Genomic DNA, 23459 nt, shown 5'->3' with positions numbered 1-23459 from the left:
GTGCCTCACCTGCAAGGCGCCGGTGTGTGACGCCGAGAACGACGCGTCCTTCCGGGGGGCAGGACGCCGGGGACCTCACCACCCGGCGAGGTCGTCTTTCAGGTCATCGGCGGCGAGCTGGGCGTACCCCTTGCGCGTCGTGTCCACCGAGGAGTGGCCCAGGTGTGCCGCCACCCGCCCGAAATCCTTGATCTGCCTGAGCAGCCGCGTGCCCGCGTATTTGCGCCCGGGGTGGAAGCCCCGGAACTTCACCCCGGCGGCCTTGAACGCCTTTTCCACGTGGTAACGGGCGGTCATCATGTCGGCGTAACGAAAGACCCGGGTGGGCGGCGTCGTGCGTTTGCCGTCGGTATGGTCAGGGCCACCAGGGGCATACAGGCCCCGGTAGTGCCGGGTGGCCCGGGCGAGGCTGCTGCTCATCGCGACGACCCGGCCTCTGCGACCCTTGCCGGACCGGACCTGGATTCGCCTGGCCGCTTCATCGAGGTCCGCCCATTCCAGCCCGAGCGCCTCACTGATCCGCAGCCCCGCATGAGCGGTCAGGAAGAGCAGGAACCTGGCATGTACGTCCGCTTGCTCCAACACATCGGCGAGTTCGTCCTCCGAGTAGGGGGGGCGCTTCACGATGCCGGGCGTGGGGTCCCGGGGGACGCGGGCGTCCCGGAAGGGATCGGCCTCGGTCGCGCCTGCCCACCTCAGGGCGCGGTACAGGCAGGAGGCCGCCGCGACCTTGAGCTGCACGCCCGCCGGCCGGCGACCGGCGGCGAGCAAAGCGTTGATATAACCCTGGGCATCGTGGCGGCCAGGACGCAGAAGATTGACGGCCTGTCCCTGGGCGTACGCGACGAACTGCCGGGTTCCCAGTGCATAGGCCTCGACGGTGCGCGGACTGGTCAGAACACCGCTCCCGCCCTGGTGGGCGAGGAAGGCGGTCGTGAGGGAAACGAGGGCGTCCATGTCCTTGTCCCCGGCGGCCTGCACGGCCCGGCGGCGCAGCTCGTCATCGTGCAGGTTGGTCCATTGCCGCGTCTGGGTGAGGAGATTTCCCTGGTACCGGTCGAGCGTCATCGCGCCTCCGTGGCGGTCCTCGGCCCGGTCGACGGGCGACCGAGGTTGCCGAATGCTGGCGGGGTCAGGGCGCTCACGGCGTCGTGCAGGTCCTGACGGTCGGTCACCCTGCGGGTGTGGGCCGGGGCGTCTTCCAGCCCGGTGAGGAAGAGGCCGGGCAACTGGGGATGGAAGAACGGACCAGCGAGGACCGTGGCAAGCTTGGCCCGCGGGGCGGCTGGGCTGGCGGGCCGACCGTCACCCCCGACGGTGGCCGTCCGCCCGGCATGGGCCTCGCCATGACCGCCTTGCTCAGGATCGTCGGCGAACCACAGGTGCAGCCCCCAAACGTCCCCGGTGGTGAGGGCAGAAGTGGCCGCGGCGTGACCGGCCTCGTGGAAGGCGGCTTGGAGGCACACGATGTCCAATTGGAGGTTCTTGAGGTGGAACACTTGGTCAGGTGATGAATGGTCAACCTGGCATAGCCGCAGCCGTGAGGGTGAGGTTGGACGGGTGTGTTCGACGAGCCAGGTCTGGGGACTGCGCCGGAGCAGGTCCAACAGACGTGGGGCGGTCAGGGGAGGAATCACTTCTCTTATCCTAGCTAATCTCACTTAGGTAAGATAACCCCAGGTGTCCAACTCCAGACCCCCTGGGTGCTCTTGAGCGCCGAGGGGGTGTGAAGACCCCTTTGTCGATCTCACCGCTTCGATCTGCCGGACGCCGCGACGGTGACCACGAGCGGCGACGCGAGGATTGTGCGTTCATCAAGCCCCTCACCCGGGAGCCGTGGTGAATACCCCACCGTCAGCGCCGGTTGCACGAGCGGCACCTGCCCCACCCGGGCCGCTCCTCGGCGGTCAGGTCGAGCACATCGCTGATGCCCTTGCAGCGTGTAGGCCAGCACCTCCGGCCTGTAGCGCTGGCCCCCGCAGACCTCGCAGGGTGAGGTCACGCCCTCCATGAAGGCCAGGTCGGTGTACACCATGCCCAGGCCACCACAGTTCGGGCAACTGCCCTCCGAGTTGAAGCTGAAGAGCGAGGCGTTCACGCCGTTGGCTTTGGCAAAGGCCCTGCGAAGCTCGTCCATGATCCCGGTGTAGGTGGCGGGCGTGGAACGGACGTTCGTTCCGATCCGCGACTGGTCGATGACCACGGCATCCGGATGCCGGGCCAGGAACACCCCGTTGATGAGCGTGCTCTTGCCCGACCCGGCCACACCCGTCACCACCGTGAACACGCCGGTCGGAATCCTCACCGTCACGTCCTTCAGGTTGTGCAGCCTGGCGTGTTCGACCGTCATCCAGCCGGTGGGTCTGCGCACGTGTTCCTTGACCGGAAGGTGCTGGCTGAGGAAACGCCCGGTCAGGGTGTCTGCCCGCCTCAGCGCCTCGTAGCCGCCCTCGAAGACCACCTCGCCGCCGTGCGTCCCGGCTCCCGGCCCCAGGTCCACGATGTGGTCGGCAATGGCGATCACGTCCGGGTCGTGCTCGACGACCAGCACGGTGTTGCCCTTGTCGCGGAGCTGGCGCAGCAGCCCCGTCAGGCGGGCCACGTCCCGCGCGTGCAGGCCCACGCTCGGCTCGTCGAGGATGTAGAGCATGTCGGTCAGGCTGTTGCCCTGGTGGCGGATCAGCTTCAGGCGCTGCGACTCGCCGCCCGAGAGGGTGGCCGTCCCTCGCCCCAGGCTCAGATAGCCCAGACCGATGTCCACCATGTGGGCCAGCCGCCCGGTCAGGCCATCGGCCACGCGGCGGGTCGCCTGATCGAGGGGCCTCCCGTTCAGGAAGGGGATGAGGTCGCCGACCTCCAGGTCGGACAGTTCGGCGATATTCCGACCCCCGATGCGGCTCCCCAGCACCGCCTGATTCAGCCGCGCCCCGTGGCAGAGCGGGCAGGGCCGGGTGGTCGTGAACTGCTCGAACACCTGGCGGTTGCGCCCGGACAGGCTGGCGGCGTCCTTTTGCGTGAGGCGCTCGGCCAGCCCCAGAGAGGTGAGGTTGAAGTCGGCGAACGCCACCTTCTGGCCGCCTGCGCCGTACAGCAGGGTCCGCAGTTCGTCCTCGCTGTACTGCTCCAGCGGCTTGTCGTTGTCGAAGAAACCGGACTGGGCGGAGGTCTTCCAGACCCATTTGCCCACCTTCACGTCGGGGTGCAAGATGGCGCCGCCGTTCAGGGACCTGCGGCGGTCCAGCAGGCGGTCGAGGTCGAGCCCCACCGCCACGCCGAGGCCCTCGCACTCCGGGCACATCCCCTGGGGCGTGTTGAACGAGAAGTGATCACTGGGACCGACGGGGGGCGTGCCTGCCCGTGAGAACAGCCGCCGCAGCGAGGCGGACAGATCGGTCTACGTTCCCACGGTGGAGCGCGCGCCGCCGCCGACCCGCTTCTGGTCGATGATGGGCGCGTTCAGGTGCCCGATGCGCTCGACGTCCGGCTGGCCGTCATGCGGCAAGAAGCCCTGCACGAAGGCGGTGAAGGTCTCGTTGAGCTGGCGCTGCGCCTCGGCGGCGATGGTGTCGAAGACCAGGGACGACTTGCCGGAACCCGACACACCGGTAAACACCGTGATCTGCCCCCTGGGGATGTCCAGGGAGACGCCCTTGAGGTTGTTCTCGCGGGCGCCACGCACTTCGATGAACGGCCTTTCGGTCATGCAGTCCTCCTTGCCTGCCGGGCAGGCGGAACGTCCGGGTGACGGCGGTGATCAGGACCGGCCGGAGCAGGGCCAGCCGGGTGGCGTGAGGTGGGGCCCGGGTCGCCGCCGTGGCCCGGAGCGGCTTCCGGGTGACCATGACCCCCAGCCAGGCGGGCCCAGGCGGGCAGGGTCGAGGGATCGGCGAACACCGTGGAAAGAGAGTTGACCGGCCGGACCAGACTTCGGATGGGTGCCGCCGTGACGGCGGGCAAGCTCGGCCCGCATCCCCCGGAGCTGTTCGAGCGCGATCAGGGTCGACCCGACCGGCCCCTTCAACGTCATCCGGCCCGCGGCTCAGGCCATGCTGGACGATACCCCCAACGGGGACGGCGAACGGGGTGTGACCGTGAACACCGCCCCGGTGGCGGCCTTCGACGGGCAGATCGGCCAGGCGGCGTCCTCGGCGAGCAGGGGCGGGGTCGCGGGCATGACGCGCCCGATGGCCCGTGACCCCGCGCGCAGCGGCATCCGGGTCGTCACGGTCGCGCCCGGCCTGTTCGGGACGCCGATGCCGGTGGGGCACATCCTCGCCAGCGCCAGGCTCGACGGCGAGACCATCCGGCTGGACGGGGCGATCCGCATGGCTCCGCGGTGAGTGGGGCTGGGGACTCCTTCCGCCCCGGAAGGCCGCATCGGCGCGGGCGTGGTGGGTGGACAGGACACCGCCGAGGGGCGCGACTTCCTTCCGGGCCGGGTCGCCTGGGCCGCACATCTGGGGGAACGCCGTCATCCCCGGCGCCGTATCGTGCAGCAGTGGACACTCCAAGAGTCTGGACACGGGTGCGGGCCTTCACCCGCGGCGAGCGGGACGCCGAGACGCTGTACGCCTACCGCCGGGCGGGCGCGCAGGTACACCCCCTGCTCGACGCCGCCGAACGCCGCCGCCTCGACCTCACCCTCAGCGGCACGAGCCCCTTTCGCGTCAAGCGTCACGTCGGTTTGGAGCTCGCCTGCGCCTGGAACGCCTTCGCCCTCCAGACGCTCGGGGACAAGATGTTGGAGGCCGACGAAACGGCCGACCCGGACACCGTGGGCTTCGTGCCGCCCGTGACCTTCGACCAGGTGCAGGGCTACTACACCGAGGTGGGGCGCTGGCTGGGCTACGCGAGCCAGGCCGGGCACGACCCGGCGTTCGAGCTGCCCGCCGGGACCCTGCCCGCCCGGCTGCCGGACTGGTCGCCGGTCGAGCCCTGCCCCAGGCCGCACCTCGACGCGATGATCGCGGCCCTGGACGCCATGCGGCTGCACGCCGAGGCCGCCATGCACCACCTCGAACAGGCGACGCCCGAGGGGGACGCCGCGGGGCTGGCCCGGCTGCGCGGCCAGTTCGCGGGGGCGCTGTCCAGGGCGACCTACGTGTCGGGGATGTACCGCCCCGGCGCCTCGCCGGCCCTGCACGAGCGAATCGAGGAGCAGGCGAAAGGGGCCATCGAGGAGCTCTACCGGGTGGGGCAACTCGTCAGCTATCCCGCGCTGCTCGTCGAGGAACCGCGCGCCGCCACGACCGGGCCGGCCAGGGGCAAGGGCCCCTTCCGGCGCACGCCCCTGCCGGGCGAACCGGGCTTCGATCCCTGGGCGATGACCGATTCGGGCAGCGTGCGCTCCTTGCGGGGGGACCCCAACGCCCGGCGGGTGATCGACGAGATGTGGGCGCTCGACCCCGACCCGGCGGCGAGCGTGGCCGTGTGGGACGAAATTCGCCGGGCGGTCGAGACGGGCGGCGCGCGGGTGGCGACAACCCCGCAGGGCCAGCCCCTGGGCTTTTTCTTCTGCACGCCGTATTGCGCGATCTACGAGGCGACCCGGCCGCTGGTGATCGGGGACACGCCCATTCGCAAAGGCCAGCGCTTCACCTTCGAGCGGGCGGCGGAGGGCGTGCGCATCGGGTATCCCTTCAAACGGGAGGTCGTGGTCGGCACCTTCCAGACGGGCGCCGCCATCGACTACTGCGACCCCGACCAGCCCCCGCCCCACGACGAGTGAGGGGGCCCGGGGAGGGCCGCTCCGGGCGCACCGGTTGCACCTGCGCGCGGCCTCCCCCCCGCGCCGCCGTCCCGATCACGGCTGGCCGCTGATGGCGATGAGGGTGGTGTTCCCTTCGCGGGTGGCGTGGTACTGCAAGAGGTCGCCCTCCCGGTTCAGGAAGGCCGAGTAGCTGCCGGGCAGGGCGTCGTCGGTGAGTTGCCGGTAGCCCGCTCGCCGGAAGGGGTCGAGCAGCGCCCGGGGCTGCCAGCCGGGCAGGCGGTACTGCTCGATGCGGCTCTCTCCGCGCCGCACCTCGGCCCGGTAGGTCCGGCTGTAGGTGGGGCACTCCGGGGTCAGCCCTCCCGGCAGGGGAGCGAGCCCGTTCCAGAGGGTGCCGGGGCGCCCGATACAGTAGAGGTCACCCTGCCAGCGACGCTCGACCGTGAGCCACCCCCCCAGGCCGAGGAGCCCCACCAGCGCCCCCGCCACGACGGCGAACCCGGGTCTCATTCGCGCACGTGGTCCATCGCCCCGCCGATCAACCCCGTGATGTGCGCGTCGAGCAGGCGGTAATAGGCGACGCGCCCCTCCTTGCGGAAGGTCACCAGCCGGTGGGCGCGGAGCAGCCGGAGCTGGTGGCTGACCGCACTCTCGCTGATGCCCACCACCGCCGCGAGGTCGCACACACACAGCTCCTCGACGTTGAGCGCGCTGAGGATGCGGAAGCGGGTGGGGTCGGCGACGACCTTGAGCAGGGTGGTGGCGTCTTCCACGCACTGCGCGCCCGGCAGGGCGGTGCGGACGCGGGCGACCGCCCCCGGGTGGACGCAGGTGACCTCACACCCGTCGTCCTGGGAGGCGGTGCTCGTTTCCCGACCAGAGCGCGGGGCAGCGGGGCGCACCGTCACCGCGTTACCTCCGGCGCGGACGTTTTCGCCGTGGCCGTGCTCAGCCATGTTGGGGAACGGGCCGACCGACCGGGGGGGAGGAGCGGGGGCCACCCTCGCCCTTCCAGCGCAGCAGGCGCAGGGCGTTGGCCGTGACGAGGGCGGTCGCGCCGGTGTCGGCGAGAATCGCCATCCAGAGGTTGGTGGAGCCGAGCAGGGTGGTGACCAGGAAGATCAGCTTGAGGCCCAGGGCGAAGGCGACGTTCCACCGGATGGTTTGCAGGGTGGCCCGCGACAGCCGCACGAGGTCGGCCACGCCCGTCACGCGCCCCCCCAGCAGGGCCGCGTCGGCGGTCTCCAGGGCCACGTCGGTGCCGCCGCCCATCGCGATGCCCACGTCCGACCGCGCCAGGGCCGGGGCGTCGTTGATTCCGTCCCCGACCATCGCCACCCCGCCGCGCGCCCTCAGCTCCGCCACGAGGCGCAGCTTGTCCTCCGGCAGCAACTCCGCCCGCACGTCCAGGCCGAGGTCGTCCGCGATGGCCCGGCCGGTGCGGGCGTTGTCGCCGGTCAGCATCACCGGGTTCACGCCGAGGCGGCGAAGCTGCGCGACGGCCTCCCGGGCATCGGGGCGGGGCTCGTCGCGCAGGGCGATGACGCCCAGCGGCGCCGCGCCGTCGAGCAGCACCACGGCGGTGCGGCCCTCTTCCTCGAAGTCCCGAATCGCGGCCCGGAGGTCGGCGGGCAGGGTCGTCACGGTGGCGGCGTGCCGGGGCGAGGAGACGCTGAGGGACCGGCCCTCCACCGTCGCGGTCACGGCCCTGCCGGGGAGGGCCTGGGCGTCCGTCGCCGGAGGCAGGGTGAGGTTCGACCCCCTCGCGGCGTCGGTGATCGCCCTGGCGAGCGGGTGGCTGCTGCCCGACTCCACGGCGGCGGCGAGGCGCAGCACCTCGTTCCGGTCCCGGCCCACCACGTCGGTCACGCGCGGCGTTCCGGCCGTCAGGGTCCCGGTCTTGTCGAAAGCGACCGTCTTCACGCTCCCGATGCTCTCCAGGGCCGCGCCGCCCTTGATCAGCAGGCCCCGCCGGGTCCCGGCGCTGATGCCGCTCGTGATGGCGGCGGGCACGCTGAGCACCAGCGCGCAGGGACAGCCGATCAGCAGCAGGGCGAGGCCCTTGTAGAGCCAGGGAGACCAGGCCGCACCGAAGAGCAGCGGGGGAACGAGGGCGACCAGCGCCGAGACGGCCACCACCCCGGGGGTGTAAAAGCGGCTGAAGCGGTCGATGAACCGGGCGGTCGGCGCCCGGCTGCCCTCCGCCTCCTCGACGAGGTGGACGATGCGGGCGATGGTGTTGTCGCGGGCGGCCCGGTCCACCCGCACGGTCAGCACGCCGCCCTGGTTGATGCTGCCCGCGTAGACCGTGTGGCCGGCGCCCTTCACGACCGGGACGCTCTCGCCCGTCACCGGGCTGTCGTCGAGGCTGGAGGTGCCCGAGAGGATGGTCCCGTCGGCGGGGACGCGGGCGCCCGGGTTGACCTGCACGGTCTGCCCGACGGCGAGCGAGTCGGCGGGCACCTCGCGGGTCTGGCCGCCCTCCACGAGCAGGGCGGTCCTGGGCGCCAGCGCGGCGAGTGCCCGAATGCCCGCCCGCGCCCGCCCGGCGGCGATTCCCTCCAGCAGCTCCCCGACCGCGAAGAAGAACACGACGACGGCGCCCTCGGCGGCCTCCCCGATCAGCACCGCGCCGATGGCCGCGAGGCTGACGAGCAGGTTGATGGAGAAGGGGTCCCCGAGGCGGACGCTCGCGTAGGCCTTTTTGGCGAGCGGCCAGACCCCCAGCAGCGTCGCGGCGACGTACCCGAAGGTGGCGAACCCGGGCTCCATGAAGCCGAACAGCCAGGCCAGGGCGAGCAGCGCGCCCGAGGTCACGACCAGCCTGCCCTGCCCGGTGGCGTACCAGGGCTGGCCGGGCCTCGGGGCCCCGTGGACGTGCCCGGCGTGGGCGTCCACCCCCGGGGCGGCCTGCGCCGCTGGGGCCGCGGGCGGGTTCAACAGGGAGGGCGTATAGCCGAGGGACTGGAGGTTGCGCTCCAGGGTCGCCCGCTCAGTCTGTGCCTCGTCGAGGTCCAGGGTCAGGGTCTGCCGGGCGAAGCTGGTCTTCACCTCGGCCGTGCCCGGCAGCGTGGCGACCATTCGCTCCACCTTCTGCACGCAGCTCGCGCAGTCCATCCCGTCCACGAAGTATTCGAGTTGGGCCCGGGGCGCACTCATGTCCCGAGTATACCTGAGTGTCTGCTCATATGTCGAGGCGAGACAGAGGCTCCTGCGGAGGCGCTCCCCTGCCGGGCTGGTCGGAGCGCGGAGGGGGTCCCGGGGACGGCCGAGCCCAGGGGCGGGGCGGAGCCGCGCGTGTTCCGGGCTGCTGGGCCGTGGAGGTGGTCAGCGACCGCCCCTACCGGTCTCGGTAGGCCTTCACGGCCAGGGTCCCGAGCGTGAAGGGCCTGCCAGTTCTCGGGCAAGGCGAGTTGAAGGCGACTGGGCCGGAGGGTGGTGAGCCCGTGCAGGCGACGTGTGCGGACAGGGCAGGGTCGGGCGAAGGGGGAGCGCCACTGACCTTTCCGCAGGTTGAGGTCTCCAGAAGAGACGGATTCGGCATTTTCCGGGGCGGGGTCCATCGGGGTCAGGTTGAGTCAGCCGGTGCCCGTGCCGGTCTCAGGAATTGCGCGGTCCCCACTCCCCGACCCCCCGTATTTGCAAGGGCTTTCACATACACTGGCGTCATGTCCCAAGACGTCACGCCGCGCCACCCGGTTACCCTGGAGGAGGTAGCGCGGGAGGCGGGAGTCTCTCCCAGCACCGTTTCCCGCATCCTCAACGGCACGGCCAGGGTGAGATCGGAAAAGGTCACCCAGGTGAGATCGGCCATCGACCGGCTGGGCTACAGGCCGAACGTCTTCGCCCGCAGCCTGGCGACCGGGGCGTCGGCGAGCGTCGGGGTGCTGACCCAGGACGTCGCCAGCCCCTTTTACGGGGACGCCCTCGGCGGCATCGAGAGCGGCCTGATGGACAGCGGGTACTCGCCCCTGATCATCAGCGGCCACTGGCGGACGAGGGATGAGGAACATGCCCTGGAACTCTTCCTGAGCCGCCGGGTCGAGGCCCTGATCGTGCTGGGCGGGCGCCTCCCGGAGGAAGAACTCCGTCACCTCGCCCGGCGACTTCCCGTGGCCGTGCTGGGCCGCCAGCTCGACCTCGCGGTCCCGGGCAGCGTCAGCCTCGCGCTCGACAATCGGCGGGCGGCCTCTGACGTGGTGACCTACCTGCTCGACCGGGGCCACCGCCGGATCGGACACCTGATGGGACCGCAGGACCACGTGGACGCCCGGGACCGTCTGGCGGGCTACCGTCAGGCGCTGGAGGAGCGGGGCCTGCCCTTCGAGCCCGGCCTGGTGGTCCAGGGCGACTTCCACGAGCCCTCGGGACTGATCGGCACCCAGCAACTCGTCGCCCGGCACCCCGACATGACGGCCATCTTCAGCGCGAACGACCAGATGGCCTACGGCGCGCGGCTGGCGCTCTACCGCATGGGCCTGCGCGTGCCCGAGGACATGTCGCTGGTGGGCTTCGACGACCTGCCCGGCTCGGCCTACACCACCCCGCCCCTCACCTCCGTCCGGCAGCCGATGGCCGAGATGGGCGAGTGGCTGGCCCGCTTCGTGGTCACCCGTCTCACCGGTCAGGAGATCGAGCCCTTCCAGCCGCGGTTGGAACTGCGCCTGCGCGAGTCCGTCGCCCCGCGCCGCGCGCCCTGAGAGCGGGGTTGAAAAGCCCCTCGATGGGGAGTGAAGCGCGTTGGGAGGGCGGTTGCGTTTCCCCCTTTCCTGCGGAGCTGTACCAGTCCCGGCCTCCCCCACAATGGGGAGGGGCAAACAGACCGTCGAAATTGTGGATATGAGCGGCACTGCCGCACTTTTCGAACACGCTCTGAGGGGCTGAAAGCTCTTTTCCAGTCGGGGCCTTGAAAGCGGATGCCCCGTCTGATCAACGAGAAGCCGTCTGTTTCTGCCGGATTCCGGCGCAGCGGGGGCACCCCTCCTCCAGAACTTCTTGACAAGCGCTTTCAAAAGTGCCTACAGTACCGTCAAGCGGAATCAAATCAGCCCGGAGTGACCTCCCCCGCTGGGGATCACCTCGCCACTCCCGTGGATGTGGGAGGGCGACTCTGCCGTCTCTCGACGTGTTCCGCTCCCAGGAGGCCCAGCCATGCGTTCCCTGCTCACCCTGACCCTCGCCCTGACCGCCAGCACCCTGGGAATGGCCGCCGCCCAGACGAAGACCATCACGGTCGCGGCGTTTCCCGACCTTGACAGCGTGATCAAGGCGGCGCTGCCGGGCTTCAAGAAGCTCTACCCGAATGTCGACGTGAAGATCAACTCGCTCGCCTACGCCGACCACCACACGGCGCTGACGACCGCCCTCTCGACGGGCAAGGGGGCCGCCGACGTGGTGGCGGTGGATTTCGGGTATATCGGCCGGTTCGCGGAGGGGAACGGGCTGGTCGATCTTCGGGGGGCGCCGTACAACGCCGGGCAGTACCGCTCACAGTTCGTGGCCTACACCTACCCGCAGGCGATGGCCCCCGACGGCCGCATGGTCGCCATGCCCACCGACATCGGCCCGGGCTCGATGTTCTACCGCAGCGACATGCTGAGGAAGGCGGGCGTGCGCCCCACCGACCTGAACCGGAGCTGGGAGAGCTACATCGCGGCGGGCAAGAAGGTGGTCGCCGCCAACCCCGGCAGCTTCCTGATCCCCGACGCGGGCGAGGCCGCCCAGATCATCCTCCGCACCGGGCTGGGGGCGGGCGAGGGGCTGTACTTCGACAAGTCGGGCAAGGTGCTCGTCGGCCCGGAGAACCCCCGCTTCGTCCGTGCCTTCACGGTCGCCAAGCAGATTCGGGACGCCAAGCTGGACGCGCGTGCAGGCGGGGCCTTCTCCCCCGACTGGACGACGGCTTTCCAGAAGGGCAACCTCGCCACCGAGTTCAGCGGCGCGTGGCTCGTCGGGCACATGCAGAACTGGCTGGCGAAGGACTACAGCGGCAAGTGGGCGGCGCAGAACCTCCCCGGCAACACCTTCGCCAGTTGGGGCGGGTCCTTCTACGCCATCCCGCAGCAGAGCCAGAACAAGGCCGAAGCCTGGGCCCTCATCAAGTACCTGACGACCAACCCGGCGCAGCAGGTCCTGGCGTTCAAGACGACGGGCGCCTTCCCGGCCCTGCGCGCCGCCGCGAGCGATCCCGTCTTCAACGAGGGCGTGCCGTACCTCGGCGGCCAGAAGGCCCGCATCCAGTGGCGCCAGGCCGCGCTCAAGATTCAGCCGCTCGACGTGAACCGCCTCGACCCGGTGGCCGAGCAGATCGTCAACGACGCGCTGAACACGGTGCTGGACGGCAGCAAGGATATCCCCACGGCCCTGCGTGAGGCGCAGACGCTGATCACCCGCCGCGCCCGGTAAGACGGGGGCCCCGAGTGGCCGGGGACGGAGCGGGTGCGCTGACGCCCCTGCCGTGCCCGGCCTCTCCCTTGAGAGAACACAGCCGTGAGGTCAGGATGCTGGCAAGCAAACCCACTCCCGCGGCGCGGCGCGGCGGCTGGACCGACTTCCAGCGCCGGTACGCGCCCTACATCTTCATCAGCCCGTTTTTCATCCTGTTTTTCATCTTCGGCCTCTTCCCGATCCTCTTCAACGCCTACCTGTCGTTCCAGCAGTGGCAGCCAGGCTCGGGCCTGGGGGAGATGAAGTTCGTCGGCTTCCGCAACTACACCGACAACCTGACCGACCCGACCTTCTGGCAGTCGCTGAAGAATACGGCGGTCCTGGCCGTGCTGTCCGGATTGCCACAACACCTGATCGCCATTCCGCTCGCCTTCGCGGTGGCGGGCGTGCTGCGGCGGATGCAGCACCTCGTCACCGCCGTGTATTTCCTGCCGTACATCACGTCCATCGTGGCGATCTCGGTCATCTTCTTCACGCTGTTCAGTTGGCAGTACGGGGTGATCAACGCGGCGTTGAGCGCGCTGCACGGGCTTCCCCTGATCGGCGGCCTCTTCCCGGCGGACAGGATCAACTGGCTGGGGCAGAAGGAGTACGTGCAGCCCGCCGTCGCGCTCGTGGTGATCTGGCGGTACACGGGCTGGAACATGCTCCTGTACCTCTCCGGCCTCCAGGCCATCCCCAGGGAGCTGTACGAGGCGGCGGCGGTGGACGGCGCGACCGGCGGGCAGCAGTTCCGGTACATCACCCTCCCCCTGCTGCGCCCGATCATGTTCGTGGCGGTGACGCTGAGCCTGATCGGCGGCCTGCAACTGTTCGAGGAGCCGTTCATCCTGACCAACGGCACGGGCGGCGCGGGGCAGGCGGGGCTGACGACGATCATGTACATGTACCGCACCTACGCGAGCTACTCGGACGCCGGGGTCGCGGCGGCGATGTCGTGGCTGCTCTTCCTCGTCATCGGGGCGCTGACCCTGGTGAACAACCGCCTCTTCGGGCGCAGCGGCCTGGCGGGGAGGGACGAGAGATGACCAGCGTCAAAGCGACCGACCTGCCCGGCACGCAGCCGTCCACCCGGTCCGGAGGCCACCTGCCGCCCCTCTCCCGCCTCGGCGCGTACCTGCTGATTCTGGTCGGGGCGGTGCTGACCATTGCGCCCTTCTACTTCATGTTCGTGTTCGCCACGCACACGCGCACCGAGATTTTCCAGCTCCCGCCCCCCACTTGGTTCGGGAACAACCTGGACGAGAACTATCGCAGCCTGATGGAGCGGATGCCCTTCTGGCGCAACCTCTGGAACAGCCTGTACCTGGCGGTGCTGACGACGGCGACCACGCTCTTTTTCTGCACGCTGGCCGGGTACGCCTTCGCCATGTACTCCTTCAAGGGGCGGGAGACGCTGTTCGGGCTGCTGCTCGCCACGCTGCTGATTCCCTCCACGCTCAACATCGTGCCCTTCGCGCTGATCATGCAGGCGCTGGGGTGGATCGACCAGCCACGCGCGCTGTGGGTGCCCGGCATGGCGAGTGCCTTTGGCATCTTCCTGATGCGGCAGTACATCGGCTCCAGCATCCCGCGTGAACTCGTGGAGGCCGCGCGCATCGACGGGGCGACCGAGTTCGGCATCTTCCGCAAGGTCATCGTACCGCTGACCGGCCCGGCGATGGCGACCCTGGGGCTGGTGACCTTCGTGCAGTCGTGGAACGGCTTCCTGGGGCCGCTGATCATCTTCCGCTCGTCGGAGACGTATACCGCGCCGCTCGCCCTGCGGACCCTGCAAGGCATCGCCAACACCGACTGGGGTGCTTTGATGTGCGGTGTGGCCCTGACGGTCGTGCCGCTGCTGATCCTCTTCGCGCTCGCCTCGCGCCAGCTTATCGAGGGGCTGACGGCGGGGTCGACGAAGGGGTGAAGGCGTTGTTCGCCTTGTGAAGCAGGGAGTTGGGCGTCCGTTGTTCTGGGATGCCCGGCCTGCTCACCCCCTCTGCTCCGCAGCTCTCCGAGTCCCGGCCTCCCCCCTCAAGGGGGAGGGGTAAAAAAACAGCTCCTTTTGCCCCGTACTTCAGAGGTTCCTATGACCCAGACCGCCCGACCCACCCCCGACACCCTTCGCCGCACCGATTTCCCCGCGGGCTTCACCTTCGGCGTCGCCACGTCCTCCTACCAGATCGAGGGGGCTGCGAATGAGGACGGGCGCGGCCCCTCCATCTGGGACACCTTCTGTGCCCAGCCGGGACGGATCGCGGACGGGAGCGACGGCTCGGTCGCCTGCGACCATTACCACCGCTGGGAGGCCGACCTCGACCTGATCGCCTCGCTGGGGGTGGACGCCTACCGCTTCAGCGTGGCCTGGCCGAGGGTGCAGCCGTCCGGGAGCGGGCCGATGAACGCCGCCGGGCTCGACTTCTACGAGCGCCTGACCGACGGGCTGCTCGCCCGGAACGTCCAGCCACACGTCACGCTCTACCACTGGGACCTGCCCCAGCCGCTTCAGGACGCGGGTGGGTGGGCGAACCGAGATACCGCTTACCTCTTCGCCGAGTACGGCGCCGCCGTCGCCGCGCGGCTGGGCGACCGGGTGCGGAGCTACGCCACCCTCAACGAGCCGTGGTGCTCCTCCATCCTCAGCTACGAGATCGGGCACCACGCGCCCGGACTCAGGGACCGCAGACTCGCCCTCGCCGCCGCGCACGGGCTGCTGCTGGGCCACGCACTCGCGCTGCCGGAGGTGCGGCGCCACGCTCCCGGCGCCCAGGCGGGGATCGTCTTGAACCTGGGACCGCAGGTGAGTGCGAGCGACCGACCCGAAGACGTGGCCGCCGCGCGGCTGGCGGACGGGCGGCTCAACCGCTGGTTCCTCGATCCCCTGCTGCGCGGCGAGTACCCGCGGGACGTGTGGGAGGCGTGCGGCCCGGACGTGCCCGACGTGCGGGAGGGCGACCTGGATCTCATCGCGGCGCCGCTCGACTTCCTGGGCGTCAACTACTACTCACGCGGCGTGGTGGGCGCCTCGGGCGGCGGGGTGCCCGCTGGAGCCCCGGTCACCGACATGGGCTGGGAAATCTACCCGCTGGGGCTCACCGATCTGCTGACTCGGCTGAGGGCGGACTACCCGAAGCTGCCGCCCGTCGTCATCACGGAGAACGGCGCGGCCTTCGCGGACGAGCGGTCAGGGGGGCAGGTCCATGACCCCCAGCGGGTGGCGTACCTTCAGACCCACCTTATGGCTCTCCTGGACGCGCTGGACGCGGGCGTGGACGTGCGCGGCTACTTCGCGTGGTCCCTGATGGACAACTTCGAGTGGGCCTTCGGGTACGGGAAGCGCTTCGGGCTGGTGTACGTGGACTACCCGACGCAGGAACGCACCCTCAAGGACAGTGCCCGCTGGTATCGCCAGTTCCTCCGTTGAGGCCCGTTCCGTTGCCCACCCCGGCAGACCGTGCCGTCTCCAGGGTGCGGACGGGCCCCCTGCCCTCACCCGCACGCCACACGACCTCGGCGTTGGCGAAGAGGTCCCTTGCCCGCACCGGGATCGTCTGCCCGAAGTCGGCGTCCTCCGGCACGACCGCGGCGCCTTGCTGCCCAATTCCAGCGTGAGGGGCTTGAGCGTCTCCGTCATCCGACGACCCTGCCCCCGGTGTGGCTGAGTTTGGCGACGAGGGGATGACGGCACCGGGGCCGGGCACGACGTCGAGGAGGCCAGGTGACATGCAGGGTGATAAGACTGGCCTCCTCGGCGGGCTTGAAGTCGAAGAGGAGCCTTTCGCGCCCCGCCCCGTGAAGCGCGTGATGTCATTGACACCTGCCGTCTTTCAATACACCCCCCCCGACCCGGGGGTCCGGCTCCCCCGGCCAAAGCGCGCCGCGAGGTCTGCGGTCGCGCGGGCGAGCAGGCTCACGTCTACCCCGACCGCCACGAAGGTACAGCCCAGGCGGATGTAGCCCTGAGCCTGCGCCTCGTCGCTCGACAAAATCCCGGCGGCCTTGCCGGAGGCGACAATGGCGGCGATGGCCTGCTCGATAGCGCCCTGGACCTCCGGATGCCCGGGGTTGCCCAGGTGTCCCAGGCTGGCGCTGAGGTCGGCGGGCCCGATGAACACGCCCTCCACCCCCTCCACGGCGGCGATCTCCTCCAGGTTTTCCAGGCCGCGCCGGGACTCGACCTGCACGAGCAGGCAAATCTCGTCGTCCGCGCGGTGTACGTATTCCGGGACGCGGTTCCAGCGTGAGGCGCGGGCCAGGGCACTTCCGACACCCCGCACGCCCCGGGGCGGGTAGCGGGTCGCCGCCACGAGCGCGCGGGCCTGCTCCGCCGTCTCCACCATCGGGACGAGCAGGGTCTGCACGCCGAGGTCGAGGTACTGCTTGATGAGGTGCGTGTCCCCGACGGGCGGGCGGACGATGGGTGCCACCGGGGAGGCGGCGAGAGCCTGGAGCTGGGCCAGGGTGCTGCGCACATCGTTGGGCGCGTGCTCGCCGTCGATCAGCAGCCAGTCGAAGCCCGCCCCCGCGCACACCTCCGCGCAATAGGGATCGGCGAGGGCGAGCCACAGGCCCACCTGAAGTTCACGGGCACGCAGGGCCTGTTTGAAAAGGTTGGCAATCTCGCTCATGGGGCGAACCGGAAGGCCACGCCGCCCAGGGGGCCGTAGTCCGCGTGAAAGGTGTCGCCGGGCCGCGCGTCCACGGGCCGGGTGAAGGACCCCGCCAGGATGACCTGCCCTGCTTTTAGCGTCACGCCGTGCGGGTGGAGTTTGTTCGCCAGCCACGACACGCCGGTCGCCGGGTGGTTCAGAACGCCTGCCGCCACACCTGTCTCCTCGATCACGCCGTTCCGGTACAGCAGCGCGCCGACCCAGCGCAGGTCCACGTCGTGAGGGCGCACGGGCCGACCACCCAGGATGATGCCCGCGTTCGCCGCGTTGTCGCTGATGGTGTCGAACACCTTGCGGGTCACACCGCTCTCCCGGTCGATGCGTTCGATGCGCGCGTCGATGATCTCGATGGCGGGCACCACGTAGCTGGACGCCTGAAGCACGTCGAAGATCGTGCAGTTCGGCCCGCTCAGGTCCCGTTCCAGCAGGAAGGCGAGTTCGACCTCCACCTTCGGGACAATGAAGCGCGAGGTGGGAATCTCGGAGCCCTCCGGGAACACCATGTCGTCGAGCAGGGCGCCGTAATCGGGCTCGGCGATGTTCGAGGACATCTGCATCGCGCGGGAGGTGAGGCCAATCTTGTGGCCGTAGAGGGTGCGGCCCTCGCTCAGTTTCAGGTCCACCCAGGTGCGCTGAATGCGGTAGGCGTCTTCGATGGTGATATCCGGGTAGTCCAGGGAGAACTGCCTGATCTGCTGCCGGGTCTTCTCGGCCTCATTCAGGCGGGCGGCGGCGTCTTGGAGTTGGGTGTCGGTCAACATTCGGCCTCTTCAATCCTCCCGCGTCACTTCCTGAACCGCGCGTGGATGTTGTTGTGTTTGTACGTGCCCGCCTCGCTGAACTCCTGAAGTTCCATCGAGAGGGCGAGGTAACGCTGGGCGAACAGGTCCGCGAAGTGCGCTTTGACGACCTCGAACAGCTCGTCGCCGACTGTCTTCTTCACCTCGTCGCTGCGGCCCGCGCCGATCTTGAGGGTGACGTGCACGAAGGCGTCGTCCTCCCGCCCGTCCGCGACCCGGTAGTCGTGCAGGGCGAGGGCGCGCGAGCGGATGCCGCCGACCGGGAACACGTCCGCGTGCCCGATCAGCACCCCGTGAATGCCCTCCAGCAGCGCGGGAATGTCCGTCTCGCCCGTGAGGTTGTCGGTGTATTCGATGATGACGTGCGGCAAGGGAGACCTCCGGGAGTTACTGTCGCACGCCTTCCTGGGCGATGAGGGGCTCGGCGCTCTCGTCCTCCAGCTGCACGTCGTTTTCCAGGGCGCCTAACCCGTCGATCTCCATGCGCATCACGTCGCCCGGGTGGACGTGCGAGACGCCCTTGGGGGTGCCGGTCAGGATCACGTCCCCGGCCTCCAGCGTCATGAAGCGGGACATGAACTCGATCAGCTCGGGGCCCTTGAGGATCATGTCGCGGGTGGAGCCCTCCTGCCGCAGTTCGCCGTTCACGTAGGCCCGCAAGCCCAGGTTGTACGGGTCGGGCACCTCGTCGGCGCTCACGAGATAGGGGCCGAGGGGCCCGAAGGTGTCCCAGCCCTTCGCGCGCATGGGGGGGCGGTAGTAGTTGGAGACGTAGTCGCGCACGACCAGATCGTTGGCGATGGTGTACCCGCCGATGTAGTCCTCCGCATCCTTCGCCTTCACCCGTCGGGCATTGCGTCCGAGAACGATGCCGAGTTCGACCTCGTAGTGCATGAACTGCGCGCCTCGGGGATATTCAACCGTCCCACGATGAGGCAGCAGGCTGGTGTTCGGCTTGAGGAACATCACGGGTTCCTCGGGCTGCTTGAAGCCCAGTTCCGCCACGTGGTCAGCGTAGTTCAGGGCGAGCGCGATGACCTTGCCGGGCGTGACGGGCAGCAGGAATTGCACGTCGTCGGGGTGATGGCCTTCGCCCGCCACGTCGATGAGGAGGCCGTCTTGCAAGGCGCCCTGGTGCAGGCGTCCGCGGGAGAGGAAACGGGCGGTTTTCATGGTGGGGCCTTTCGGGGGGAGGAGGTGGTGGAGTCGCGGGTGACCCCTCAGTCCGCTGCGCGGACAGCTCCCCTTGGAGGGGAGCCTGAAGCGCACGACATGGGGAGCAACGCCCATAGAAGCCTCCCTTTTAAGGGGAGGTGCCCCCGTCAGGGGGCGGACTCGTAGAGCTGCGCAGCAGAGGGGTCGCCCCCACCCTAGATCACATGCACCGGGAGGCCCCGCAACTCGCCCTCCTGCGGGGTCACCCAGCCGCCATCGAACGCTTCCAGCAACGAGCCCTCCTCGAACCAGCTCCGGGGAGTCCTGGCGCCCCAGAGGGTCTGCCGCCGGGGGTCGTCCAGGGACCAGCGGATCGGCTCGAAGTCGGGGTCCACGGTCACGTAGTCGCTGGTATACAGCTCGATGCGGTGCCCGTCCGGGTCACGGATGTACAGGAAGAAGGCGTTGGAGATGCCGTGGCGCCCCGGCCCGCGCTCGATGGCCTCGGGCATTCGCGCCCCGGCGAGGATGTCGCACGCGCGGATGATGCTCTGCATGTCGGGCATCCAGTAGGCGAAGTGGTGCAGCCTTGGCCCCGTGCCGTTCGTGAGCGCCAGGTCGTGCACGCTCCCTCGGCGCTGAATCCAGGCGGCCCAGATTCTGCCGTGCTCGTCTTCGGTGTACTCGCTCAGGCGGAAGCCCAAGTGATCCATGTACCAGCGCATCACGCCTTCCACGTCCGGCGTCATCACGTTGATGTGGTCGATGCGTTGCAATCCGGCACCCCGGTGCAGGTGGTAGTCCTGGAGGAGCCAGGGGTGCTTGACTGACTCCGCGTAGAAGGCGACGGGGATGCCGTAGGGGTCCTGGAAGCGCAGCAGGCGGGGGCGGTCCACCTCCATCTCCCAGCGGTGGGGGATGCCCTGACGGTCGAGGAATTCCACAAGGGCGTCGAGGTCGTCGTTCGTGCCCACCCGGTAGGCGAGGTGCTTGACGCCCGCCTCGGGGGCGAGTTCGAGTTTCAGCGTCCACTCGCGGTCCTCGTTGGCGCGCAGGTACAGGGCGCCCTCGGTCTCGTGCAGGACGTTCAGGCCGAGCAGGTCCACGTAGAAGCGCCGGGACTGCATGAGGTCGGTGACATAGAGGACACCGTGGGCGATGCGGATGGTGTTCGGTTGCATGGCGAAACCTCAGTCGGCGGCGATGGGCTGCGGCTGGTGCAGGAACTGCCGGATGCGCTCCACGTACGGCCCCTTGTCGTACACCTCGTACAGGGCGCTGTACATGCGGATGGGATCACCGAAGAAGTGCTTCTCGTACAGGTTCTGCCGCGCCCCGAAGGCACTCAACGTCAGATCCCAGGCCAGGCGGAACAGTTTCAGGCGGTCTTCCGCGCTCGCGTTCGTCGCCTGGAGGTGCTTCTCGATGAAGTGCCCGAGCGGTCCCTCCCGGTCGGCCTTGCCCGGCATCATGATGATTCCTGAGGCGCCGAGAAGCTGAATGATCTCGTTCAGGCGCGGGTAGACGCTGGGGTAGTAGTTGCGGGCAGCGTCGAGCGGTCCACGTGCCGGGGTCATCACGCCGTACTGGTTCAACTCTGCCCCTTCCACCGCCGCCACCTGAAGGGCCTTCATGATCTCCAGCGTGATGATGATTTCGCTGACCTTCTGCTGCACGTGCTGGAACTGCCCGCTGCCTACCGTGTCCACGATGCTCTGCGCGATGCCCAGAAACGCCTCGGTCTTGGAGACCTTCTGGTTCACCACCTGATAAGCCATGTGCAGCACGGCGTCCGTCCGGGCATACGCCTGGTTGGCGAGCGTCATGTCGTACATCAGGAACACGCGCTCCCAGGGCACGAGCACGTCGTCGAAGATCACGAAGGCGTCCTGCTCGTCGAATCGGCTCGATAAGGGGTGATCCTCCACGTCCCGCCCCAGGTCGAAGGGCTCGCGGCACTGGAAGTACAGGCCGGGCGCGTTGGTCGGCAGGCCGAAGCCCATCGCGTAGCGGCTCTTGTCGCCGTTCTCCTTGATCACTGTGGAGGGAAAGATCAGGATTTCGTCGGCGATGGGCAGCGTGGCGAGCATTCGGGCGCCGCGCACGATCACGCCCGCCTCCGTTTCCTCGACGATCCCCATAGCGATGTAGGGATCGGGGAGTTCGGACGCCTGCTTGCTGCGGTTGACCTGCGGGTTGGTGAGCGCGTGGGTGAGGCACAGGTCGTTGTCGCGCACGTACTCGTAATACCGGCGCATGTTCTCGCTGAAGTTGCGCCCCGAGCCCTTCGGCCCGCTGTGCTCGCACTGGTCGAAGTAGTCGCTCGCCATCCCAGCGGCCATGACGTTCGTGTTCATGTAGTCCGGCGCGCGGCCCAGCGTGCCTAGCGAGAAGTTCGCGCGGATGCGGTGCGCTTCGCCGATCTTCCGAAGGTCGTCCTTCGTGCGCGGCACCATGAAGGCGGTCGCGTACCGCTCGCCGTTCTCCTCGTAGGTCAGCACGTCGCGCAGGCGGGGGTCGTGCTGGAGGTCGTACAGCCCGGCGAGGGAGTGGGCGATGTTGCGGGTGGCGGGGTGGGTGGTGGGGTCCTCGACCCGCGCGCCGTCCACGTAGAGGTTGGGGGGGTTCTGGCGGAGGCGGTCGAGGAACTGCTGTCCGGTCGCTGTAGCCATAATTACGTCTCCTCGTGGTAATGAAAGACCTTCACCAGATAGCCGTCGGGGTCGCGCAGAAAGAAGCCGTAGGGGCCGGGGGCCGACGCGAACTCGGCGCGCACATCCCGAAGTTGGGCGCCGGACGCGGCAAGGCGGGCGAAAAGCTCATCGACTCCGGCATCGCCCGCACACTCCAGACCCAGGTAGTCCACGGCGTCGGGGGAGAAGGGCGTGCTCGTCTCCTGAAAAATCAGACGGGTGCCACCGCTGAACGTCACTGCTAAGCGTTCCCCACTGTAAGGAGTCACCTCGGCGCCGAGGGCGGCGTAGAAGGCTCCGGTTGCGGCGACGTTTCTCACCTTGAAGCTCACATGGTCCAGAACGGGTGTCATTCCTACTCCGCCAGCCTCTTGTCTGCCGCGTCCCGCCCCGGCTGCCCCTCGCCCACCCCCAGCCGGGCGGCCCGGTGCCTGTTCAGGTTGACGGCGATGTTCTTCGTCTCCATGTAGAAGTCGAAGGAGTAGTCCCCGCCGTCCCGCCCGATGCCGCTCGCCTTCATGCCGCCGAAGGGGGTCGGGAGGTGGCGGACGTTCTCCGAGTTGATCCAGACCATCCCCACGTCCAGCCCCTGCGCGAAGGTGTGCGCCCGGGTGAGGTCGTTCGTCCAGAGGTACCCGGCGAGGCCGTACTTCACGTCATTGGCGACGTGCAGCGCCTCCTCCTCCGTGTCGAAGGCGAGGACGGTCAGGACCGGCCCGAAGATTTCCTCCTGGGCGACCCGCATGGGTGAATGGGCGTTCGTGATAAGGCTGGGCTGCACATAGTTCCCGGTCATCCCAATACGCTCGCCGCCCACCGCCACCGTCGCTCCGTCCTGCCGCGCGATGTCGAAGTACGAGCAGACCTTCTCGAACTGGCGGGGGTGGACCAGCGGGCCGACCTCGGTTTTCGGGTCGAGGGGATCGCCCACGCGGATGTTCGCCACACGCTCGGCGAGCTTGGCGACGAACTCGTCGTGGACGGATCGCTCCACGAGCAGGCGGCTCGAACTCGTGCAACGCTGCCCGTTGAGGCTGTAGAGCATGAAGACCACGGCGTCGAGGGCGCGGTCGAGGTCAGCGTCGGCGAACACCACGACCGGGTTCTTCCCGCCGAGTTCGAGGTGGACGCGCTTGAGGGTGTCCGCGCACTGCTTCTGGATCAGGCTGCCCGTGCTGCTCTCGCCGATGAAGGCGATGGCCTTGATGTGTGGGTGCTCGGTCAGCGCCCTGCCCGTCGTCTCCCCGAAGCCGTGCACGAGGTTGACCACGCCGCTGGGAATGCCTGCCTCATGCATGATCTCGGCGAGGAGGGTGGCGGTAACCGGGCTCCACTCGGCGGGCTTGTGGACGACCGTGCATCCGGCGGCGAGGGCCGGGGCGATCTTCCACGTCGAGAGCATGAAGGGCGTGTTCCAGGGCGTGATGATTCCGACTGGGCCGACGGGCTGGCGCAGCGTGTAATTGAGGAAGCCCTCGGCGGGGAGGCTCAGGCCGTCTTGGGCCCCCTCCGCCCGGTCCGCGAAGAAGCGGAAGTTCTCAGCGGCGCGCACGGCGGCGGACTTCATGAAGCGGATGGGCTGCCCGGTGTCCATGCTCTCCAGCAGGGCGATCTCCTCGGCCCGCTCCTCGATCAGCGACGCGACGCGGTACAGGATTTTGCGGCGGGCCTTGCCGCTCATCGCCCGCCAGGCCGGGAAAGCGTCCCAGGCGGCCTGGGCGGCGCGGTCCACGTCGGTCGCGTCCCCGCTCGCCGCCCGGGTCAGGAGGCTATTGTCCGTGGGCGTGTGAACGTCGAACGTCTCCCCGCCCGCGGCGTCCACCCACCCCCCGCCGATGAAGTGCTGGAGAGGGCGCTGCCTCAGACGCTCCCGCAGCGCCTCGTGCGTGGGGACGGGCAGGGATACGGTCATAAAACCTCCGGGAACAGAATGCGCGAACCGTGTGGGAGTGTTGGGCATGGCTGACGGCCGCCAGGGTGAGTTGTCCTTGCCCCCGTAAGG

The 23459-nt window shown here is 69.1% G+C and carries 22 protein-coding genes; 7 read left to right on the top strand and 15 right to left on the bottom strand.

What is annotated here, in order from left to right; genetic code table 11:
- Positions 1–75: 75 nt before the first annotated feature.
- The 4 genes from IC605_RS09020 to IC605_RS24545 form a co-directional block, all read right to left on the bottom strand.
- The gene (locus IC605_RS09020; protein WP_216322099.1) at positions 76–1068 is read right to left on the bottom strand and encodes a tyrosine-type recombinase/integrase; all 993 of its coding nucleotides are present in this window, start codon (positions 1066–1068) and stop codon (positions 76–78) included.
- Positions 1065–1499 (bottom strand): hypothetical protein, encoded by a 435-nt coding sequence (locus tag IC605_RS09015; RefSeq protein WP_216322097.1) that lies wholly within the window; start codon positions 1497–1499, stop codon positions 1065–1067. The genes IC605_RS09020 and IC605_RS09015 overlap by 4 nt, the downstream gene beginning before the upstream one ends.
- A gap of 248 nt (positions 1500–1747) precedes the next feature.
- Positions 1748–3298, bottom strand: a complete 1551-nt coding sequence (locus IC605_RS09010) for an excinuclease ABC subunit UvrA (RefSeq protein ID WP_246580621.1) — start codon at positions 3296–3298, stop codon at positions 1748–1750.
- Positions 3299–3394: 96 nt separating this feature from the next.
- Complete coding sequence (locus IC605_RS24545; protein ID WP_246580620.1) at positions 3395–3703, bottom strand: ATP-binding cassette domain-containing protein; 309 nt, start codon at positions 3701–3703, stop codon at positions 3395–3397.
- Positions 3704–3968: 265 nt separating this feature from the next.
- On the opposite strand from IC605_RS24545, the gene IC605_RS09005 reads away from it, so the two are divergent.
- Together IC605_RS09005 and IC605_RS09000 are read left to right on the top strand one after the other, a co-directional pair.
- Entirely contained in the window at positions 3969–4340 is a 372-nt protein-coding gene (locus IC605_RS09005) for an SDR family NAD(P)-dependent oxidoreductase (RefSeq protein ID WP_216322441.1), read from the top strand.
- Between the two features lie 158 nt (positions 4341–4498).
- A complete protein-coding gene (locus IC605_RS09000) occupies positions 4499–5728 on the top strand; it encodes a hypothetical protein (protein ID WP_343216554.1) in 1230 nt (409 codons plus the stop codon).
- Positions 5729–5803: 75 nt separating this feature from the next.
- Here IC605_RS09000 and IC605_RS08995 read toward each other — a convergent pair whose 3' ends face one another.
- From IC605_RS08995 to IC605_RS08985, 3 genes are read right to left on the bottom strand one after another with little or no spacing between them, the layout of a single operon-like run.
- Positions 5804–6220 carry a hypothetical protein gene (locus IC605_RS08995; protein ID WP_216322095.1) on the bottom strand — a complete coding sequence of 139 codons (417 nt, stop codon included), beginning with the start codon at positions 6218–6220 and terminating at the stop codon, positions 5804–5806.
- Entirely contained in the window at positions 6217–6618 is a 402-nt protein-coding gene (locus IC605_RS08990) for an ArsR/SmtB family transcription factor (protein WP_343216553.1), read from the bottom strand. The genes IC605_RS08995 and IC605_RS08990 overlap by 4 nt, the downstream gene beginning before the upstream one ends.
- Positions 6619–6658: 40 nt before the next feature.
- Positions 6659–8869, bottom strand: coding sequence for a heavy metal translocating P-type ATPase (locus IC605_RS08985; protein ID WP_246580619.1), 2211 nt, complete (start codon positions 8867–8869; stop codon positions 6659–6661).
- Positions 8870–9378: 509 nt separating this feature from the next.
- Between IC605_RS08985 and IC605_RS08980 the strand changes: the two genes are divergently transcribed.
- From IC605_RS08980 to IC605_RS08960, 5 genes are all read left to right on the top strand, one after another.
- On the top strand, positions 9379–10410 hold the full coding sequence (locus IC605_RS08980; RefSeq protein WP_216322089.1) for a LacI family DNA-binding transcriptional regulator: 1032 nt from the start codon (positions 9379–9381) through the stop codon (positions 10408–10410).
- Between the two features lie 451 nt (positions 10411–10861).
- Positions 10862–12115 (top strand): ABC transporter substrate-binding protein, encoded by a 1254-nt coding sequence (locus tag IC605_RS08975; RefSeq protein ID WP_216322086.1) that lies wholly within the window; start codon positions 10862–10864, stop codon positions 12113–12115.
- A gap of 95 nt (positions 12116–12210) precedes the next feature.
- Positions 12211–13185 (top strand): carbohydrate ABC transporter permease, encoded by a 975-nt coding sequence (locus tag IC605_RS08970; RefSeq protein WP_216322083.1) that lies wholly within the window; start codon positions 12211–12213, stop codon positions 13183–13185.
- Positions 13182–14066 (top strand): carbohydrate ABC transporter permease, encoded by an 885-nt coding sequence (locus IC605_RS08965; protein ID WP_216322080.1) that lies wholly within the window; start codon positions 13182–13184, stop codon positions 14064–14066. Before IC605_RS08970 ends, IC605_RS08965 begins: the two co-directional genes overlap by 4 nt.
- 162 nt (positions 14067–14228) lie before the next feature.
- Positions 14229–15563, top strand: coding sequence for a GH1 family beta-glucosidase (locus IC605_RS08960; RefSeq protein WP_216322077.1), 1335 nt, complete (start codon positions 14229–14231; stop codon positions 15561–15563).
- A 403-nt stretch (positions 15564–15966) separates the two neighbouring features.
- On the opposite strand, the gene hpaI is transcribed toward IC605_RS08960, so the two are convergent.
- The 8 genes from hpaI to hpaE all read right to left on the bottom strand — a co-directional run bounded on the left by hpaI (position 15967) and on the right by hpaE (position 23369).
- On the bottom strand, positions 15967–16767 hold the full coding sequence (gene hpaI / locus IC605_RS08955) for a 4-hydroxy-2-oxoheptanedioate aldolase (protein WP_216322074.1): 801 nt from the start codon (positions 16765–16767) through the stop codon (positions 15967–15969).
- Positions 16764–17570: a 2-oxo-hept-4-ene-1,7-dioate hydratase gene (hpaH, locus tag IC605_RS08950; RefSeq protein ID WP_216322071.1), complete on the bottom strand. Its 807-nt coding sequence runs from the start codon at positions 17568–17570 to the stop codon at positions 16764–16766. The genes hpaI and hpaH overlap by 4 nt, the downstream gene beginning before the upstream one ends.
- Before the next feature lie 23 nt (positions 17571–17593).
- Positions 17594–17980, bottom strand: coding sequence for a 5-carboxymethyl-2-hydroxymuconate Delta-isomerase (locus tag IC605_RS08945; RefSeq protein ID WP_216322067.1), 387 nt, complete (start codon positions 17978–17980; stop codon positions 17594–17596).
- 16 nt (positions 17981–17996) lie between these two features.
- The gene (locus tag IC605_RS08940) at positions 17997–18782 is read right to left on the bottom strand and encodes a fumarylacetoacetate hydrolase family protein (protein WP_216322064.1); all 786 of its coding nucleotides are present in this window, start codon (positions 18780–18782) and stop codon (positions 17997–17999) included.
- Between the two features lie 197 nt (positions 18783–18979).
- Positions 18980–19945, bottom strand: coding sequence for a 3,4-dihydroxyphenylacetate 2,3-dioxygenase (gene hpaD / locus IC605_RS08935; RefSeq protein WP_216322051.1), 966 nt, complete (start codon positions 19943–19945; stop codon positions 18980–18982).
- Positions 19946–19954: 9 nt separating this feature from the next.
- Entirely contained in the window at positions 19955–21436 is a 1482-nt protein-coding gene (gene hpaB, locus IC605_RS08930) for a 4-hydroxyphenylacetate 3-monooxygenase, oxygenase component (RefSeq protein ID WP_216322036.1), read from the bottom strand.
- Positions 21437–21438: 2 nt separating this feature from the next.
- Positions 21439–21810 (bottom strand): VOC family protein, encoded by a 372-nt coding sequence (locus IC605_RS08925; protein ID WP_216322033.1) that lies wholly within the window; start codon positions 21808–21810, stop codon positions 21439–21441.
- Positions 21811–21812: 2 nt separating this feature from the next.
- The gene (gene hpaE, locus IC605_RS08920) at positions 21813–23369 is read right to left on the bottom strand and encodes a 5-carboxymethyl-2-hydroxymuconate semialdehyde dehydrogenase (RefSeq protein ID WP_216322029.1); all 1557 of its coding nucleotides are present in this window, start codon (positions 23367–23369) and stop codon (positions 21813–21815) included.
- Positions 23370–23459: the final 90 nt, after the last annotated feature.

Origin of the sequence: Deinococcus aestuarii (assembly GCF_018863415.1) — a bacterium.
Lineage (GTDB): Bacteria > Deinococcota > Deinococci > Deinococcales > Deinococcaceae > Deinococcus > Deinococcus aestuarii.
Note: the sequence above shows the minus strand (reverse complement) of the source record. Positions and strands in the feature narration are given on the sequence as shown.

What these genes read in the sequence shown, in the direction of transcription:
- IC605_RS09020 (WP_216322099.1), bottom strand. Translation starts at nt 1,068, where the DNA reads ATGACGCTCGACCGGTACCAGGGAAATCTCCTCACCCAGACGCGGCAA.
- IC605_RS09010 (WP_246580621.1), bottom strand. Translation starts at nt 3,298, where the DNA reads ATGTGCCCGGAGTGCGAGGGCCTCGGCGTGGCGGTGGGGCTCGACCTC.
- IC605_RS24545 (WP_246580620.1), bottom strand. Translation starts at nt 3,703, where the DNA reads ATGACCGAAAGGCCGTTCATCGAAGTGCGTGGCGCCCGCGAGAACAAC.
- IC605_RS08995 (WP_216322095.1), bottom strand. Translation starts at nt 6,220, where the DNA reads ATGAGACCCGGGTTCGCCGTCGTGGCGGGGGCGCTGGTGGGGCTCCTC.
- IC605_RS08985 (WP_246580619.1), bottom strand. Translation starts at nt 8,869, where the DNA reads ATGAGTGCGCCCCGGGCCCAACTCGAATACTTCGTGGACGGGATGGAC.
- IC605_RS08980 (WP_216322089.1), top strand. Translation starts at nt 9,379, where the DNA reads ATGTCCCAAGACGTCACGCCGCGCCACCCGGTTACCCTGGAGGAGGTA.
- IC605_RS08975 (WP_216322086.1), top strand. Translation starts at nt 10,862, where the DNA reads ATGCGTTCCCTGCTCACCCTGACCCTCGCCCTGACCGCCAGCACCCTG.
- IC605_RS08970 (WP_216322083.1), top strand. Translation starts at nt 12,211, where the DNA reads ATGCTGGCAAGCAAACCCACTCCCGCGGCGCGGCGCGGCGGCTGGACC.
- IC605_RS08965 (WP_216322080.1), top strand. Translation starts at nt 13,182, where the DNA reads ATGACCAGCGTCAAAGCGACCGACCTGCCCGGCACGCAGCCGTCCACC.
- IC605_RS08960 (WP_216322077.1), top strand. Translation starts at nt 14,229, where the DNA reads ATGACCCAGACCGCCCGACCCACCCCCGACACCCTTCGCCGCACCGAT.
- hpaI (WP_216322074.1), bottom strand. Translation starts at nt 16,767, where the DNA reads ATGAGCGAGATTGCCAACCTTTTCAAACAGGCCCTGCGTGCCCGTGAA.
- hpaH (WP_216322071.1), bottom strand. Translation starts at nt 17,570, where the DNA reads ATGTTGACCGACACCCAACTCCAAGACGCCGCCGCCCGCCTGAATGAG.
- IC605_RS08940 (WP_216322064.1), bottom strand. Translation starts at nt 18,782, where the DNA reads ATGAAAACCGCCCGTTTCCTCTCCCGCGGACGCCTGCACCAGGGCGCC.
- hpaD (WP_216322051.1), bottom strand. Translation starts at nt 19,945, where the DNA reads ATGCAACCGAACACCATCCGCATCGCCCACGGTGTCCTCTATGTCACC.
- hpaB (WP_216322036.1), bottom strand. Translation starts at nt 21,436, where the DNA reads ATGGCTACAGCGACCGGACAGCAGTTCCTCGACCGCCTCCGCCAGAAC.
- IC605_RS08925 (WP_216322033.1), bottom strand. Translation starts at nt 21,810, where the DNA reads ATGACACCCGTTCTGGACCATGTGAGCTTCAAGGTGAGAAACGTCGCC.
- hpaE (WP_216322029.1), bottom strand. Translation starts at nt 23,369, where the DNA reads ATGACCGTATCCCTGCCCGTCCCCACGCACGAGGCGCTGCGGGAGCGT.